General features: G+C 70.4%; 15 protein-coding genes and 1 tRNA gene. All 16 read right to left on the bottom strand.

The window, feature by feature from the left end:
* Window positions 1-9: 9 nt before the first annotated feature.
* Window positions 10-417 carry a PPOX class F420-dependent oxidoreductase gene (locus IO39_RS27415; protein WP_043628759.1) on the bottom strand — a complete coding sequence of 136 codons (408 nt, stop codon included), beginning with the start codon at window positions 415-417 and terminating at the stop codon, window positions 10-12.
* A gap of 54 nt (window positions 418-471) precedes the next feature.
* Window positions 472-705: a DUF4287 domain-containing protein gene (locus IO39_RS27410; RefSeq protein WP_043628756.1), complete on the bottom strand. Its 234-nt coding sequence runs from the start codon at window positions 703-705 to the stop codon at window positions 472-474.
* A 168-nt stretch (window positions 706-873) separates the two neighbouring features.
* The gene (locus tag IO39_RS27405) at window positions 874-1,671 is read right to left on the bottom strand and encodes a Bax inhibitor-1/YccA family protein (RefSeq protein ID WP_043628754.1); all 798 of its coding nucleotides are present in this window, start codon (window positions 1,669-1,671) and stop codon (window positions 874-876) included.
* 626 nt (window positions 1,672-2,297) lie between these two features.
* A tRNA-Leu gene (locus tag IO39_RS27400) sits at window positions 2,298-2,370 on the bottom strand.
* 49 nt (window positions 2,371-2,419) lie between these two features.
* On the bottom strand, window positions 2,420-3,013 hold the full coding sequence (locus IO39_RS27395; protein ID WP_084773575.1) for a peptide deformylase: 594 nt from the start codon (window positions 3,011-3,013) through the stop codon (window positions 2,420-2,422).
* A gap of 256 nt (window positions 3,014-3,269) precedes the next feature.
* Window positions 3,270-3,782, bottom strand: a complete 513-nt coding sequence (locus tag IO39_RS27390) for a glycine cleavage system transcriptional repressor (protein WP_043628750.1) — start codon at window positions 3,780-3,782, stop codon at window positions 3,270-3,272.
* Between the two features lie 79 nt (window positions 3,783-3,861).
* Window positions 3,862-5,178 (bottom strand): NAD(P)/FAD-dependent oxidoreductase, encoded by a 1,317-nt coding sequence (locus IO39_RS27385; RefSeq protein ID WP_043628748.1) that lies wholly within the window; start codon window positions 5,176-5,178, stop codon window positions 3,862-3,864.
* A gap of 95 nt (window positions 5,179-5,273) precedes the next feature.
* A complete protein-coding gene (locus IO39_RS27380) occupies window positions 5,274-6,068 on the bottom strand; it encodes a uracil-DNA glycosylase (RefSeq protein WP_043628747.1) in 795 nt (264 codons plus the stop codon).
* A 198-nt stretch (window positions 6,069-6,266) separates the two neighbouring features.
* On the bottom strand, window positions 6,267-7,466 hold the full coding sequence (locus tag IO39_RS27375; RefSeq protein ID WP_157548955.1) for a hypothetical protein: 1,200 nt from the start codon (window positions 7,464-7,466) through the stop codon (window positions 6,267-6,269).
* 174 nt (window positions 7,467-7,640) lie between these two features.
* Window positions 7,641-8,588, bottom strand: a complete 948-nt coding sequence (locus IO39_RS27370; protein WP_043628744.1) for a Ppx/GppA phosphatase family protein — start codon at window positions 8,586-8,588, stop codon at window positions 7,641-7,643.
* Window positions 8,579-9,067: a DUF501 domain-containing protein gene (locus IO39_RS27365; RefSeq protein WP_043628742.1), complete on the bottom strand. Its 489-nt coding sequence runs from the start codon at window positions 9,065-9,067 to the stop codon at window positions 8,579-8,581. Before IO39_RS27365 ends, IO39_RS27370 begins: the two co-directional genes overlap by 10 nt.
* Window positions 9,057-9,473: an FtsB family cell division protein gene (locus IO39_RS27360; protein WP_052423423.1), complete on the bottom strand. Its 417-nt coding sequence runs from the start codon at window positions 9,471-9,473 to the stop codon at window positions 9,057-9,059. The genes IO39_RS27365 and IO39_RS27360 overlap by 11 nt, the downstream gene beginning before the upstream one ends.
* Window positions 9,474-9,540: 67 nt before the next feature.
* Window positions 9,541-10,818, bottom strand: a complete 1,278-nt coding sequence (gene eno, locus IO39_RS27355) for a phosphopyruvate hydratase (RefSeq protein ID WP_043628740.1) — start codon at window positions 10,816-10,818, stop codon at window positions 9,541-9,543.
* 240 nt (window positions 10,819-11,058) lie between these two features.
* Window positions 11,059-11,994 carry a nucleoside triphosphate pyrophosphohydrolase gene (locus tag IO39_RS27350; protein ID WP_043628738.1) on the bottom strand — a complete coding sequence of 312 codons (936 nt, stop codon included), beginning with the start codon at window positions 11,992-11,994 and terminating at the stop codon, window positions 11,059-11,061.
* A 3-nt stretch (window positions 11,995-11,997) separates the two neighbouring features.
* Window positions 11,998-12,597, bottom strand: a complete 600-nt coding sequence (locus IO39_RS27345; protein ID WP_084773573.1) for a SurA N-terminal domain-containing protein — start codon at window positions 12,595-12,597, stop codon at window positions 11,998-12,000.
* Window positions 12,598-12,626: 29 nt separating this feature from the next.
* Window positions 12,627-16,115 (bottom strand): transcription-repair coupling factor, encoded by a 3,489-nt coding sequence (gene mfd, locus IO39_RS27340; protein WP_043628863.1) that lies wholly within the window; start codon window positions 16,113-16,115, stop codon window positions 12,627-12,629.
* Window positions 16,116-16,153 lie beyond the last annotated feature (38 nt).

Below are 16,153 nucleotides of genomic sequence, written 5' to 3'. Positions count from 1 at the left end.
GGGGCCGGCTCAGCCGTGGTGGTCGGGGCCGACGCGGGTCGGCGTGATGAGCATGACGACGCGCCGGTCCCGCACCATGGCCGCACGGTAGTCGTCCCAGTCGGGGTGCTCGCCGGAGATGTCCCGGTAGTACCTGATCAGCAGGTCCATGGCGTCCGGCAGGCCGACGAACTCCGCCGTGCCGTCCACCTGGATCCACTCACCGAAGAACGCGTCGGTGAACACGCACAGCGACACCCGCGGATCGCGGCGCGCGTTGCGGACTTTGACCGCCGTCTCCCTGGTGCTGACGACCACGCGGCCGTCCTGGACCCCCGCCGTGACGGGGGACAGCTGCGGGCGGTCGTCGGGATGCCTGGTCAGCAGGACGGCGCGGTGATGGGTGCGGAGAAAGCCGAGTGCCTTGTCGAGGTCCATGACCTCATGATGACGCGCCCGCGCTGGGAGCGCGGGCGCGGGGTTGGGGCGGGCTTAGATGAAGCCCATACGGTTACGGCGGTGCCGCTCGTGCTCGTGGACGATGGCGGCGGCGTAGCCGTGGGTCAGCCCGTGCTCGTCGGCGAGCCAGTTGGCCCGCTCGTCACACCGTAGGAAAGCCGGGCCGTTGTCGATGGCTTGAAACCACTCTGGGAGTTCGCGTCCCGTGATGGTCGGGACTCTTGCGATGAGCTTCGTCTGCGTCTCCGGTGAGTGGTTCAAGGACATGGGCACCTCCGCGGATTAAGGTCCTTTGCTTGACACTGCAACACTGGCGTGCGAATGGCAAGACCCTGGTCCGGGATCGTTCTGTGACGGCAGGTAGATTTTCGGTCGCACAGCGAGAGGGCCCCGCCTGAACGGCGAGGCCCTCCGGGGTGACGCGAGGATGTGCGGTCAGTCGCTGTTGGAGAAATAGCTGATGAACCGCAGCACCTCCAGGTAGATCCACACCAGGCTCAGCGTGAGACCGAACGCGCACTGCCAGGCGAACTTCTCCGGGGCGCCCTGCTTGACGCCCTGCTCGATCGAGTCGAAGTCGAGCAGCAGGAAGAAGCAGCCGAGCAGGATCATCGCGACGCTGAAGATCCAGCCCAGCGGGCTGTCGGTGCGGATGCCCAGGCCGGCGCCCTCGTTGAAGAGGCCGACGAGCAGGTTGACGAGCACCAGGCCGAGGGCCGCGATCGCCGCGGCGATCACGTATTTCACCAGCTTGGGCGTGACGCGGATGATGCGTAGCGAGTAGACGGTCAGCACCGCGCCGAAGGCGAACGCCGTGCCCAGCACCGCCTGCAGCACGATGCCGCTGATCCTCCCCTCGAACAGGGAGCTGATCGTGCCCAGGAAGACGCCCTCGAAGACCGCGTATCCCAGAATGAGCGCCGGGTTGGTGCTCATGGTGAACGACGCGATCAGGCCCAGGATCAGCGCGACGACGGCGGCGCCGATGGCGACCATGGGCGGGACTTCGAGGATCCAGGACACCGCGGCGGCCGCGACGAGCGTGCCGAGGGTGAGGAACCCGCGGACCACCACGTCGTCGAGCGTCATGGTCCGGTGTGCGGGCCGGGACGGCGGGGCGTACGACGGCGCGTCGTACATGTTCTGCAGCTGGTCGGGGGACGGGGTGGGGCCTGCCCAGCCCGCCGCGGCCTGCTTCCGCGACCTGCTGAATACGGGGTTCTTGCTCTCCATCGCTGCCTCCTGTGACGCCGAGCCTACGGGGCCTGGCGGCACCTTGGTCAACTGACGCTCAGATCGATGTTCTTTCGGGACTTCGGCTGCGTTCACAACGAACGTGCCCGCCGCGAAGTTCCCAAGGTCATCCGGCACCGGAAAAATCTTGCTCAGGGCCCGGCGGACGGCCCTCGACGTGCACCGATTGGGCGCGGGGCGGACGCGGGACGGCCCCCGGGCGGACCCCGGGGACAGCCGGGACCGGGCGGCGAGGCGAGTGCGCGGGGCGGTATCGGCGTTTCCCCGGCATCAAAACCCCGGGTGTAATGCGTAGTCAACCATTCACGGAAAGAAACTCCCGCAAAGGGCGGGAGAAAGCAGAGAACTGACGGGTTGTCAATATGCGGGAGAGCTCGAAAGTTTTCGGCGGGGCAAACCCGGGCGCCGGTCACGCGAGGGGCCACTCACCCACTCCGCGGCCCTCTCGGCCGGCCCGGCACCCGGCCGCCCACCAGCGGTGAGGGCCCGGTGGCCGGGCAACTCCATAACAACTCGATATCGGGTCGGGAACGGACAGTGAAGGCTTGTCCGGCCTTCCCGGTAAACCTCCAGGTCAGCGGCCTAAAGACAATGGAGGTGGCAAGTGCCCCCGGCGGGATTCGAACCCGCACGTCAACCCTTTTAAGGGGTTTGCCTCTGCCATTGGGCTACGGGGGCGCCGTAATCATACGAAACGGACCATGCTTCCGAGGAGCACAACTTCGCATCAGGCGTCACAAGTGTGAAGTCTGCGGTGAAGTGATAGCGCTCCAGGGACTCTGTCCAAGAAGAGTAGACCGTCCAGATGGTCCAGTTGGTGCTGAATGCAACGAGCTTCGAAGGCATCCGCTTCGATGGTGACGGTCTCGCCGCTGCCTGGCAAATGCCCATGTACGGTGATACGCGCCGCACGGCAGACGTCCGCGGTCAGCCCCGAGACGGACGCGCACCCCTCGCGCGCGGGGCCGAAGCGGGCCGCTCCGGCGAGCCGTGGATTGGCCACCACGAGCTCTCCGGCCCAGGACCGGCTCCGGGGGTGGAGCCGGGCGTCAAAGGCGATCAGGCGCAGGCTCAGGCCGATCTGGGGGGCGGCCAGGCCCGTCGTGCCCGGCTCGCAGCGGCGCAGGGTCGCCAGCAGGTCCGCCGCGGCGGCCACGATCTCGGGAGCGGTCGGGTCCACGGGCTCCGCCACGGCCGACAGGACGGGGTGCGGGGCGCCGAGCACCTCGCGCGCCGTCCCCTCCGGCTGCCTCACTTCGCCCGCCCCACGAGACCCACCCGCCCTCCGCCGACGGAACACGTTCCCCGCGCCCGGCTGCATACCCGGAAGAAGGGCGGCACGGCGCGGGGGGCGGGCCCCTCGGGACGCACGAAGGGTCCTGCGGCGTCCGGGTCGGGCCCCTCGGGGCGCACGAAGGGCCACGCGAGGCAGGCGGCGGGCCCCTCAGAGCGCACGAAGGGCCCTGAGGCGTCCGGGGCGGGCCTCTCAGGGCGCGCCAAGGGCCCCGCGGCGTCCGGGGCGGGCCGCGGGACGGGCGGGGGGAACGGGGCGGCTCCGTTCACGGGCCGGGGGGAGGTCAAAGGAAGTCCGGTTCGACGGGCCGGAAGGTGATGTCCGAGTCGAGACTGGCGCCGACGGCGGCCAGCCTGCGCATGAGCGCCGCCACGTCCACCTCCTTCGGCAGCTCGACGTCGGCGATCAGGACGTAGAGGCGGCCGGTGAGTCTGGTGCTCATGCCGGTGATGTTGCCGCCGTCGGCGGCCAGCACCGCGCTGATCGCGGAGATGATGCCGGGCCGGTCGGGGCCGTGCACGGTCAGGACGTAGCCGAGCCCGTCGCCCTCCTCGCAGAAGTGGCGGCTGGCCTCGATCGCGGAGGCGGTGACCACCAGGTCCGGCGCTCCCACCCGTTTCGACAGCTCGGCCGGGTCCAGCTCGCCGGAGACGAGCAGCATCATCGCGACGTGGCCGCCGAGCAACGTCATGGTCGAGTCCTGGATGTTCGCCCCGCAGTCGGCGAGCGAACCGGTTACTGCGGCGATCACGCCGGGCCGGTCGACACCGAGCACGGTCACCGCTGAAAGACCCACCCGTCGTACCCCTTCCGCTTGCGACCAGGGGAGCCGAAACGCCCCGGCGATACGTCGCCGGGGCGCTGCCGTACCTGGGCTAGCGGTGAGTCGTCGCCACCGCGGCCCTGAAGCCTTCGCGCGGGTGCTCCATCTCACCCAGCGAGATCGTCTCTCGCTTGAAGAACAGGGCCAGGGTCCAATCGACGACGACCCGGACCTTGCGGTTCAGCGTCGGCACCCGCGACAGATGGTAGGTCCGGTGCATGAACCACGCAGGGAATCCGCGAAGCTTGACGCCATAGACATTGGCCACGCCCTGATGCAGGCCGAGCCCGGCCACCGATCCGACATACTTGTGGCGGTATTCGACCAGTTCCTGGCCACGCAGGTGGCGGACGATGTTGTCGGCCAGCACCTTGGCCTGGCGGACCGCGTGCTGGGCGTTCGGGGCGCAGTACTGCCCGGGGTTGGTGACGTCGGGCACGCCGGCCGCGTCGCCCGCGGCGAAGGCGCCGGGGGCGCCCGCCACGGTCAGCATGGCGGTGGTCTTGATCCGGCCGCGCTCGTCGAGCGGGAGGTCGCTGTCGTTGACCACCGGGCTGGGCTTGACCCCGGCGGTCCACACCAGCGTCTCGGCGTCGAACTCCGAGCCGTCCGACAGCACCACGTGGCCGCCCACGCACGACTCCAGACGGGTTTCGAGCTTGACGTCGATGCCGCGCTCCCGGAGCTGCTCCAGGGTCCACTTGCCCATCTCGGGGCCGACCTCGGGCAGCACCCGGTTCGTGGCCTCCACGAGCACCCAGCGGATGTCCGAGGGCTTGATGTTGCGGTAGTAGCGGGTGGAGTCCTTGGCCATGTCCTCCAGCTCGGCCAGCGCCTCGACCCCGGCGAAACCGGCCCCCACCACCACGAACGTCAACGCCCTGCGCCGCACCTCGGGATCGTCGGTCGACTCGGCCACGTCGAGCAGGTGCAGCACCCGGTTGCGCAGCGCGATGGCCTCGCCGACGGTCTTGAAGCCGATGCCGATGTCGGTCAGCCCGGGGATCGGCAGCGTACGCGAGATCGAGCCCGCCGCCATCACGATCACGTCGTAGGCCACCTGCCGCGCCTCGCCCTCGGCGGGCTGGAAGGTCGCCAGGCGCTCGGCATGGTCGATCTTGGTGACCGTGCCGTTGAGAATGCGCACCTTGGGCAGGATCCGCCGCAGCGGGGCCACCATGTGCCGCGGCGACAGGTTACCCGCCGCCGCCTCCGGCAAGAACGGCTGGTAGGTCATGTAGGACTGGGGGTCGATGATCGTGATGCGGGCTTCGCCACCGCGCAGCTCACGGTGGAGTTTGCGCTGCAGTCGAAGCGCTGTGTACAGGCCGACGTATCCGCCGCCGACGATCAAGATGTGCTTGTTCATCCTGAGGCCCCATCCCTCGTGGAATGCTTGTGAAAGCATTCACAAGCTTACGTCAAGCGCTCTCGACGAATCCAATCCGGGCGTGGTGGAACGCGTCACACAGCCAGTGACCTGGCCCTGGTGAAGATCATGTCCAGCATCTGGGCGGTGACGCGGCCGGTGAAGGTGTTCTGCTGGCTGGGGTGGTAGCAGCCGATGAGGGTGACGGGGGCGTCGCCGTACCGGACCTCGGTCTCGGCTCCGTGGCCGAACGGCGGGCGGCTGCGCGGCAGCTCGTAGCCCGCCTCCTTGAGCGCGGGCCACATGGCCTGCCAGGCGAATCCGCCGAGCGCCACGATCACCCGCACGTCCGGCGCCACCAGCGCCACCTCGCGCGCCATCCACGGGAAGCACGCGGCCTTCTCCGAGGGCTCCGGCTTGTTGGCGGGCGGGGCGCAGCGCACCGAGGCCAGCACGCGCGTGCCGATCAGCCTCTGCCCGTCGCCCGCGCGCGTGCTGGTCTCCTGCGCGGCCAGGCCAGTGCGGTGCAGCGAGGCGAACAGCCAGTCGCCGCTGCGGTCGCCGGTGAAGATCCGGCCGGTCCTGTTGCCCCCGTGGGCGGCCGGCGCCAGGCCGACGAGCAGGATCCGCGGGTGCTCCTCGCCCCAGCCGGGGACGGGACGGCCCCAGTACGTCTCGTCCGCGAACGCGCGCCGCTTCACCTGCGCGACCTCCTCGCGCCAGGCCACCAGGCGGGGACAGGCCCGGCAGACGGACTGCCGGGCCGTCAGCTCCGCCAGCGTGCTCGCGGTGACGGCGAGGCGGCGCACGTCCGCGGGGTCCTCCGCGACCGGGGTGTCAGGGGTCGCGGGGTCTTCGGGCCAGCCGGTGCCAGGAGGTACGAAACTCATGACACCGATCGTGCCCGATGCTCAGCCCACCGGCTCCGTCGCGGCGGCCCGCGTCGCGCCGGACACCGCCCCGCCGGCGCCGCTCCACGTCGTTGAGCCGGTAGTACTCGCGGTGCGGCCCCTCGTCGGAGGCCGGCAAAGAAGAACCGGATGGCGCCCGAAGGAGCCATCCGGTTCAACCGGTCAACGTCGCACCGATCAGCCGGCGGACGGAACCGCCGGGGCCGACAGCGTCGGCGACGGAGCGGGCGAGGACGACTCGCTCGGAGCAGGGGCCGGAGCGGGCGCCTTGCAGGAGTAGAAGTCGACGGCCGTGTCGCTGTTGTCCGGGCCGGTGACCGTGAGCTTCACGACACCCCTCTTGGCACCTTCGCCGGCCAGCGCCGAGGAGAAGCCGCTGATGAAGTGCGTGCCGCCCTTGCGGTCGAAGTAGGTGTGACCGCTGCCCACGTTGGTGCCGTTCAGGGTCCAGGTGTAGCTGACCCGGCCGGCGCCGGTCGAGGTGATCTGGCCGCTGGCGGAGACCGTCGAGCAGTTGTCGGAGGTCTTCACCGAAGCGGAGGCCGACACCTTGGTGTCGTGGTCGTGGTGGACCGGAGGCTTGGGCCTGTCCGGACGGTCGTCCTTGCACCAGACCTTGTAGTAGGCCCGGTTGGAGGAGGAGCCGTCACGGCCGAGGATCTGCAGCTGGGCCCAGCCACGCTGGCTGTGACGCGGGGAGATGCCGAAGCCGACCTTCCGCGCGTCGTGGACCTTGATCTTGCCGTAGTCGACCACGTCACCGTTGAGGACCCAGCGGTAACGCACCCACGTGGGGTGGTTGACCTTGATCAGGCCAACGAAGTCGATCTTGTCCCAGCGGGTGTCGCAACGGCCGACGTACGTGCTCGGGCTCGCCCAGGCGCGTGCGGTGACCGTCTTGTCGAGGTGCGTGCGCACCTCCTTCAGCTCCTGCGGCTTCTCGCAGGAGACGGAGAAGTAGCCCTTCTTCGAGGTGACCTTCTTGGGACCGAGGACCTGGATGGCCTCCCAGCCCTTGACGTCGTCCTTGAAGGTGATGGACTGCTTGACCGTCACGGTCTTGGTGCCCTTGCCCGAGAGCTTGACCACGTTGACCTTGCTCTTGGACCCGTCACCGTGGAGCCAGCGGTAGGCCAGCTCCGTCTTGCCCTTGACGGGCACCTTGATCTGGGCCGAGAAGTTGACCTTGGTCGGACAGGAACCTTCGTAGTCGCCCGGAGAGGCCTTCGGCGTGGTGACCGAGACCTTGGCCCCCGACGCGGCCTTGGCCGAGGTGGCCGCCTGCGCGGGGCTGGAGACCAGACCCGCCGACAGGGCTGCCAGCACCGCGGCCGACGCGCCGAACGCGGCGGCCTTACGTGCTAACCCAACAGACATCATTGAGAGTGCTCCATTCCGTGAGGGAAGAGACGCGCTCGGGAACGGTCGCCACGCCTGCGCCTTCCGCGCATGGCGATATGGCAAAGCCCCCGTAATGCCCCTTTACCTAATCACAATACTGATTGCACGCTCAACACGACCCGCGGATCGGAAATGTCCGGATTTCTTCAGCTATCCGGCGAGGGACCAGGCGATTCCATCCAAGATGTCGTGTTCACTGACCACGACCTGCGAAAACGCGAAACGTCGTACGATCCGGTCAAGAATTAGCGCACCCGCGCCAATCACGTCAACCCTTCCCGGATGCATCACCGCGAGCGCGGCCCGCTCACTATGGGTCATCGCCAGCAATCGCCGCGTGACGTCGTGGACCTCTTCCGCGGTAATCCGCGAGTGGTGAATGCGCGCCGAGTCATAGGCCGGCAGATCGAGCGCGATGCCCGCGACCGTCGTCACCGAGCCGGCCAGGCCCACCAGGGTGTGCGCCTCGCGTACGGGGACCGCCTCCTCGACCCGGTCGAGCGCGGCCTCGATGTCGGCCACCACGGCCTCCAGGGCCGGCGCGGACGGCGGGTCGCCGGCCTCGCGCAGGTGCCGCTCGGTCAGGCGCACGCAGCCGATGTCGACCGACAGCGCGGCCCGCGCGTGCTCGGCCCCGACCACGAACTCCGTGGAGCCGCCGCCGATGTCGACCACCAGGTAGGGCGGCAGCGGGCCCTGCGGCAGCTCGGTCTCGGGCGACAGGCGCAGCAGCCCCCTGGTCGCGCCCGTGAACGACAGCTCCGCCTCCTCCGAGCCCGAGACCACCTCCGGCTCGACCCCGAAGATCTCGCGGACGCCGTCGGCGAACTCCTGCCGGTTGGCCGCGTCTCTGGTCGCGCTCGTGGCCACCACGCGCGTGGCGACGGCGCCGTGGCGCTCGATCAGCTCCTGGTAGGCGCGCATGGCCTTGAACGTGCGCTCCAGCGCGTCGGGTGCCAGCCTGCCCGTCTTGTCGACGCCCTGACCCAGGCGGACGATCTCCATCCGCCGCTCGACGTCGCTCAGCTCCTCGGCGCCGACGTCGGCGATGAGCAGGCGTACGGAGTTGGTGCCGCAGTCGACGGCGGCTACGCGCATGGTCCGTCACTCCACCAGTCGGGGAGGGCGTCGAGCGCCTCCCTGCCGAACGGGTTCACCCCGGGGGCCGCCAGCTCGTGCGCCACCAGCGCGTGCAGGCACTTGACCCGCTCCGGCATGCCGCCGGTGCTCTGCATGTCGCGCGGGAGCGGCGTCAGCCCCTCCTCCTTGGCCGCCTCATCACGCCTGGCCACGTAGTCGTCGTGGGCCGCGCGGTAGGCCGCCGCCAGGTCGGGCTCGGTGGCCAGCCTGGCCTGCATCTCGCGCATCAGCCCGGAGCCCTCCAGGGTGCCGATGGCCGAGGCCGCCTTGGGACAGGTCAGGTAGTAGAGGGTCGGGAAGGGCGAGCCGTCGGGCAGCCTGGGCGCGGTCTCCACCACGTCGGGATTGCCGCACGGGCAGCGGTGCGCCACCCCCCGCAGCCCCCTGGGCGGCCGCCCGAGCTGCCGCTCGACGACTTCGACGTCCTTACTGTCCAACGCTCTCCCTCCCCGTGACGGCCCGGCGCCCGGTGCCCTGGTCGGCGGCCTCGACGGACTCCCAGAGCGTCTCGTACCACGGCGGCACCGCCGCCGGCTGCTTGGCGACCGACGGCTGCCTGTCCTGCTCGGGCTCCATCACCACGTAGCACTTCTCGCCCGGCCCGCAGTAGTGCAGCCGTTCCTTGGCCGTCTTCGTGATCCAGTTGGGGTCGTCGCTCTGCCGGTCACGGGCCAGCAACGCCTGCTTCTCCGCCTCGACCCTGGCCTTCTCCGCGCGCAGCTCGGAGATGCTGCGGCGCAGGCTGATGTACTCGCGCACAGGGTAGGCCAGGCTCATCGCGATCGCGCACACCACGACGGCCAGGATGGCGGCCCTCCCGGTGAGCTGCGGCCTTTTCGCCAATTGCTGCACACCCCCTCAAGCACGGCTCGCGGCCGGATGTTCGGGGTGCCGCGAGCCGTACTCGAAACTAGCGCCGGAACCGCGGGAACGCGGCGCGACCCGCGTAACGGGCGGCGTCGTCGAGCAGCTCCTCGATGCGCAGCAGCTGGTTGTACTTCGCCACGCGGTCGGAGCGCGCCGGGGCGCCGGTCTTGATCTGGCCGCAGTTGACCGCCACGGCCAGGTCGGCGATCGTCGTGTCCTCGGTCTCGCCCGAGCGGTGGCTCATCATGCAGCGGTAGCCGCTGCGGTGGGCCAGGTCCACGGCGTCGAGCGTCTCCGACAGCGTGCCGATCTGGTTGACCTTGACCAGCAGGGCGTTGGCGGTGCCCTCCTTGATGCCGCGCTCCAGCCGCTCGGGGTTGGTGACGAACAGGTCGTCGCCGACGAGCTGCACCTTGTCGCCGAGCGCCTCGGTGATGGCCTTCCAGCCCGCCCAGTCCTCCTCGTCGAGCGGGTCCTCGATCGAGACCAGCGGGTAGTTGGCGACCAGGTCCTCGTAGAACGCGATGAGCTCCTGCGCCGACAGGCCCTTGCCGTCGATCGTGTAGACGCCGTCCTTGTGGAACTCGGAGGCGGCCACGTCGAGCGCCAGCGCGATGTCCTCGCCCGGCACGTAGCCGGCCCGCTCGATGGCGACCAGGATCAGGTCGAGCGCGTCGCGGTTGGAGGGCAGGTTGGGCGCGAAGCCGCCCTCGTCGCCCAGGCCCGTGGCGTAGCCCTTCTCCTTGAGCACGGCCTTGAGCGCGTGGTAGACCTCGGTGCCCATGCGCACGGCCTCGCGGAACGACTCCGCCCCGATCGGCGCGATCATGAACTCCTGGATGTCCACGTTGGTGTCGGCGTGGGCGCCGCCGTTGAGGATGTTCATCATCGGCACGGGCAGCAGGTGCGCGTTGGGGCCGCCCAGGTAGCGGAAGAGCGGCAGGTCGGCGCTGTCGGCGGCGGCCTTGGCCACGGCCAGCGAGACGCCCAGGATGGCGTTGGCGCCCAGCTTGGACTTGTTGGGCGTGCGGTCCAGATCGATCATGATCTGGTCGATGATGCGCTGGTCCTCCGCCTCGACCCCGCTGATCTCCTCCTGGATCTCGTCCGTCACGGCGAGGACGGCCTTCTCCACGCCCTTGCCGCCGTAACGCTTGCCGCCGTCACGCAGCTCGACCGCCTCGAACTGGCCGGTGGACGCCCCGCTCGGCACGGCCGCCCGGCCGGTGCTGCCGTCGTCGAGCACGACCTCGACCTCAACCGTGGGGTTGCCCCTGGAGTCGAGGATCTCGCGAGCGTATACGACCTCGATGGTAGCCACGGGATGCGCTCCTCAATCGAATGCTGATATGCCCTCAGAGCCTATCGGTAGGCCGGCACACCGCTTCAGGCGCTTCCCCGCCACCCGGCCGCCCGGCTGCCCGGCGTCACCCGGCCGGGGCCGTCCCGCCGCACGAGCCGTCCCGCCGCCCGGCGGCGTGTCGCGCCCGGCGGTGCGTCGCGCCCGGCGGTGTGTCGCGCCCGGCGGTGTGTCGCGCCCGGCGGTGTGTCGCGGCGGGGGTCACCCCGTGGAGGACTCCCACGCGCGCACCCGGTCACGGTAGGTGCGGGCCGCCGCGCGCAGCTCGGCCTCGGCGTCCAACCCGGCCTCGGCCGCCCGGCGCACCAGGTCGAACAGCTCGCGCGCCACGCCCTGCCCGACCGCCGCCGACAGCGCCTCCGGCGCCCCGGCCCGGCCGGCCCGGCGCAGGAGCTGGGCCGCCAGCGACAGCGCCGGCTGCCCCATCGGCACGCCTTCGAGCACCGACTCGGTGCCCTTGGCCGCCCGCTCCGCCGCCTTGATCGCCTCCCAGTTGTCGCTGACCTCGTCGGCGCTCTCCGCTCGCACGGTGCCGAAGACGTGGGGATGGCGGCGTACGAGCTTCTCGACGATCCCGGCCGCCACGTCGTCGATGTCGAAGTCGCCGGCCACCCGCGCGTGGAAGACCACCTGCAGCAGCAGGTCGCCCAGCTCCTCGCGGAGCGCCGGATAGTCGCCCTGCTCGATGGTCTCGAGCACCTCGTAGGCCTCTTCCAGCAGGTACGGCACCAGCGTCTCGTGCGTCTGCTTGCGATCCCACGGGCACTCGGCGCGCAGCCGGTCCATCACCGCCACCAGGTCGAGCAGCCGCGCCCCGGGCAGGTCGTAGGAGCCCGGCACGACCTCGATCAGCGGCGGCTCCGCCAGCGCCAGCGCGGCGTGCCCGACGGCGCGCATGAAGTCCTCGCCGTCCTGCTCCGCCAGCCACACGACGGTCCCGGCGACGGCGCGCCCGGCCAGCGCCGGCGGGTCGGGCTCGACCACCTCGACCTCCATCCCCGCCTCGGCCAGGTAGGGCAGGTGCGGATGGGCGCCGGAGCCGGTGAGCACCGGGCCCGAGCGCAGCGCCTGCCAGGCCTGGTGGCTCAGCAGGCCCGGCGCGACCCTGGGCGAGGTGGTGACGACGATCAGCGGCACGCCTCAGCCCTGCTGCTGCGGCTGCGCCTGCTGGGTGAGCTTGCCGAACCTGCCGGTGTCGACGAACAGGGCCGGGTTCTCCTGGCTGCGCTGCGGGTTGAGCACGCCGTAACGCGGGTTGAAGATCGGCTTGATCGAGGTGTACTCCTGGATCAGCCGCTGCTGCCCGGCCTCGCCGCCGAACTGCTGCTGCAGCTTGGTCAGGCCCACCATGGCGCGCACATAGCTGCGGGCGTCGGCGGGGTTGACGCCGTTGGCCAGCAGGTTGATCTCGGGCGACTCGAACTGGCCCGGGTTCTTGAGCGCGGTGTCGATCTCGGTCTCGCTCACCTGCACCTTGTGGCGCACCATGAGCTGCCGGCTGATGCTCTCATCGACCAGGCGCCGCAGCACGGCCTGGTTGGCCGGCACACCGAGCGCCGACTCGTCCAGGTTTGCCCTCTTCAGCGCGGCCAGATATTCCTGCGTGTCCTCGGTGAGCCGGCTCACCGAGATGCGCTCGCTCCCGACCACGGCCGCGGCCCCGGCCTGCATGGGGGAGGAGCAGGCGGTCAGTGCCACGACCCCCGCCGCGGCGACGGCGGCCACTCGTATCGACTTCACGTACGTCCCTTTCCGACCAGAAACCGCCGCTAGCTTACCCGTGCGGGCTCGAGGAACATCGCCTCGACCAGGTCACCGCACCATTTGAGCAGGTCGAGATCGCGCAACGGCTGCCCGCCCAGCGGCTTGGTCTTGGGCACCGGCACCAGCAACGTCTCCGCCGCCTGCTTGTATATCGCCTTCTTGTAGAGCCGATCGAGCCGCACCTGCTGCGACTCCCTGAGCCGGGCCGGGCCGAACTTGATGTTCTGGCCCTGGAGCGTGACGTCGGTGAGCCCGGCGGCGCGGGCCTTGATGCGGAACCTGGCCACCTCCAGGAGGTTGTCCACCTCCGCCGGCGGCTTGCCGTAGCGGTCGGTCAGCTCCTCGCGCACCTCGGAGATGTCGCTCTCGGCGGCGATGGCCGCGATCCGCTTGTACGCCTCCAGCCGCAGCCGCTCGGAGGTCACGTAGTCGTGCGGGATGTGGGCGTTGATCGGCAGCTCGACCTTGACGTCGTGCTGCTCCTCGCGCACCTCGCCGCCCGACAGCTTGGCCTTCTGCTCCTGCACGGCCTCGGCCATGAGCCGCACGTACAGGTCGAAGCCCACGCCCGCGATGAAGCCGGACTGCTCGGCGCCCAGCACGTTGCCGGCGCCGCGGATCTCCAGGTCCTTCATCGCGACGTACATGCCCGCGCCCATCTCGGTGTGCTGGGAGATGGTGGCCAGCCGCTCATGCGCGGTCTCGGTCAGCGGCTTCTCCGGCGGGTAGAGGAAGTAGGCGTAGCCGCGCTCCCTGCCCCGCCCGACGCGCCCGCGCAGCTGGTGGAGCTGCGACAGGCCGTAGTTGTCGGCCCGGTCGACGATCAGCGTGTTGGCGTTGGGCACGTCGAGCCCGGACTCGACGATCGTGGTGGAGACGAGCAGGTCGTACTCGCGCTCCCAGAAGCCCACCATGATCTTTTCGAGCTGGTGCTCGTTCATCTGGCCGTGCGCCACCGCGACGCGCGCCTCGGGCACCAGCTCGCGCAGCCGCGCGGCGACCTTGTTGATCGAGGCCACCCGGTTGTGCACGAAGAAGATCTGCCCGTCGCGCATCAGCTCGCGCCTGATCGCCGCGGCGATCTGCTTCTCCTCGTACGGCCCGACGAACGTGAGGATCGGGTGCCGCTCCTCCGGCGGGGTGAGGATCGTGGACATCTCGCGGATGCCGGTCAGGCCCATCTCCAGCGTGCGCGGGATCGGCGTGGCCGACATGGCCAGCACGTCGACCTGCGTGCGCAGGTGCTTCATGGCCTCCTTGTGCTCGACGCCGAAGCGCTGCTCCTCGTCGATGATGATCAGCCCCAGGTCCTTGAACCTGACCTCGGGGCTGAGCAGCCGGTGGGTGCCGATCACCACGTCGACCGCGCCGGAGCGCAGCCCTTCGAGGGTGCCCTTGATCTCGCCGTCGGTCTGGAAGCGCGAGACCGGCTTGATCGTGACGGGGAAGCTGGAGAAGCGCTCGGCGAAGGTGGACATGTGCTGCTGCACCAGCAGCGTCGTGGGCACCAGCACCGCGACCTGCTTGCCGTCCTGCACCGCCTTGAACGCCGCCCGCACCGCGATCTCGGTCTTGCCGTAGCCGACGTCGCCGCAGATCAGCCGGTCCATCGGGACGCCGCGCTCCATGTCGCGCTTGACCTCGTCGATGGCCTCCAGCTGGTCGCCGGTCTCGGCGTAGGGGAAGGCGTCCTCCATCTCGCGCTGCCACGGCGTGTCGGGCGCGAAGGCGTGGCCCGGCGAGGCCATGCGGGCGGAGTAGAGCCTGATCAGCTCGCCGGCGATCTCCTTGACCGCCTTCTTGGCCCGCGACTTGGCCTTGGCCCAGTCGGCGCCGCCCATGCGGTTGAGCGTGGGCGCCTCGCCGCCGACGTAGCGGGTGACCTCGTCGAGCTGGTCGGTGGGCACGTAGAGGCGGTCGCCCTTGGCGTATTCGATGACCAGGTATTCGCGGGTGGCGCCCTGCACCGTGCGCTGCACCATCTCGACGTAGCGGCCCACGCCGTGCTGCTCGTGCACCACGTGGTCGCCGACCTTGAGCTGCAGCGGGTCGACCATGTTGCGGCGGCGCGAGGGCAGGCGGCGCATGTCCTTGGTCGAGGCCTTCTGGCCGACCAGGTCGAGGTGGGTGAGCACGGCCAGGCCGGGGGTGATGAAGCCGTGCTCGATCCGGCCGGTCGTGACGTGCACGACCTTGGGCTCGGGCGCCTTGTCCAGGAACCGCTGCAGCCGGGCGGGCACGTCGACGCCCTTGAGCAGCTCGACCATGCGCTCGGCCGGGCCGTGGCCCTCGCTGAGCAGCACGACGGCCTTCTCCTCGGCCAGCCAGCCCTTGATGTCGGCCAGCGCCTTGGCGGTGTCGCCGCGGTAGGCCTCGGAGTCCTGCGCGTCAAGCTCGGCGCCGGCGCCGAACGGCGCCATCGTCCACCACGGCTGCCCGAGCGCGTCGGCGTGGTCGCGGATCTCCTCCAGCGTGCGGAACGCGGCCGCGCCCAGGTCGATCGGCGCCTCGCCGCCGGCCGCGGCGTTGATCCAGGAGGCTTCGAGGAACTCCTGCGAGGTGCGTACGAGCTCCTCGGCCCTGCCCCTGATCCGCTCGGGGTCGCAGACGAACACCGCGGACCTGGCCGGCAGGTGGTCGAGCAGCAGGTCCATCTCCCCCGCCAGCACGGGCGCGAACGCCTCCATGCCCTCGACCGGCGTGCCCTCGGCGAGCTGGTCGAGCACCTCGGCCAGCGCCGGGTGCTCCTCGGCCAGCTCGCGCGCCCGGGCCCGGACCTCGCCGGTCAGCAGCAGCTCCCGGCACGGCGGCGCGAACAGGCCGTCCTCGGCCGCCTCCAGCGAGCGCTGGTCGGCCACCTTGAACCAGCGGATCTCCTCGACCGTGTCGCCCCAGAACTCCAGCCGCAGCGGATGCTCCTCGGTCGGCGGGAACACGTCGAGCAGCCCGCCCCGCACGGCCACCTCGCCGCGCTTCTCCACCATGTCGACCCGGTGGTAGCCGTTGTCGACCAGGTTGCGCACGACGTCGTCGAGGTCGGCGTCGTCGCCCGCGCGCAGCCTGATGGGCTCCAGGTCGCCCAGGCCCTTCACGATCGGCTGCAGCAGCGCCCTGACCGGCGCGACGACCACGCTGAGCGGCCCCGCGGCGGCGTCGCCCTTGACGGGGTGCGCCAGCCTGCGCAGCACGGCCAGCCGCTGCCCCACGGTGTCGCTGCGCGGCGACAGCCGCTCGTGCGGCAGCGTCTCCCACGCCGGGAACACCGCGACCGAGCTGGGCTCGATCAGGCTGGTCAGCGCGGCGGCCAGATCTTCCGCCTCGCGCCCCGTCGCGGTGACGGCGAGCACGGTGCGCTGGTCGTGCGCCGACAGCGCGGCCACGCCGAACGGCCGCAGCGCGGACGGCGCTATCAGCGCGGCGTCGCCGCCCTCTTCGAGAGCGGCGGTCAGCTTCGGGTCGGCGCGAACAAGGTCAAGTAGCCCGGAAAGACTCATCAGATACGCCCACAGCCCCACGACGGCAACACGACTAC

The organism is Nonomuraea candida, assembly GCF_000725485.1.
Lineage (GTDB): Bacteria > Actinomycetota > Actinomycetes > Streptosporangiales > Streptosporangiaceae > Nonomuraea > Nonomuraea candida.
The sequence above is the reverse complement of the archived record's forward strand: the minus strand, read 5'-3'. Positions and strand labels throughout refer to the sequence as shown.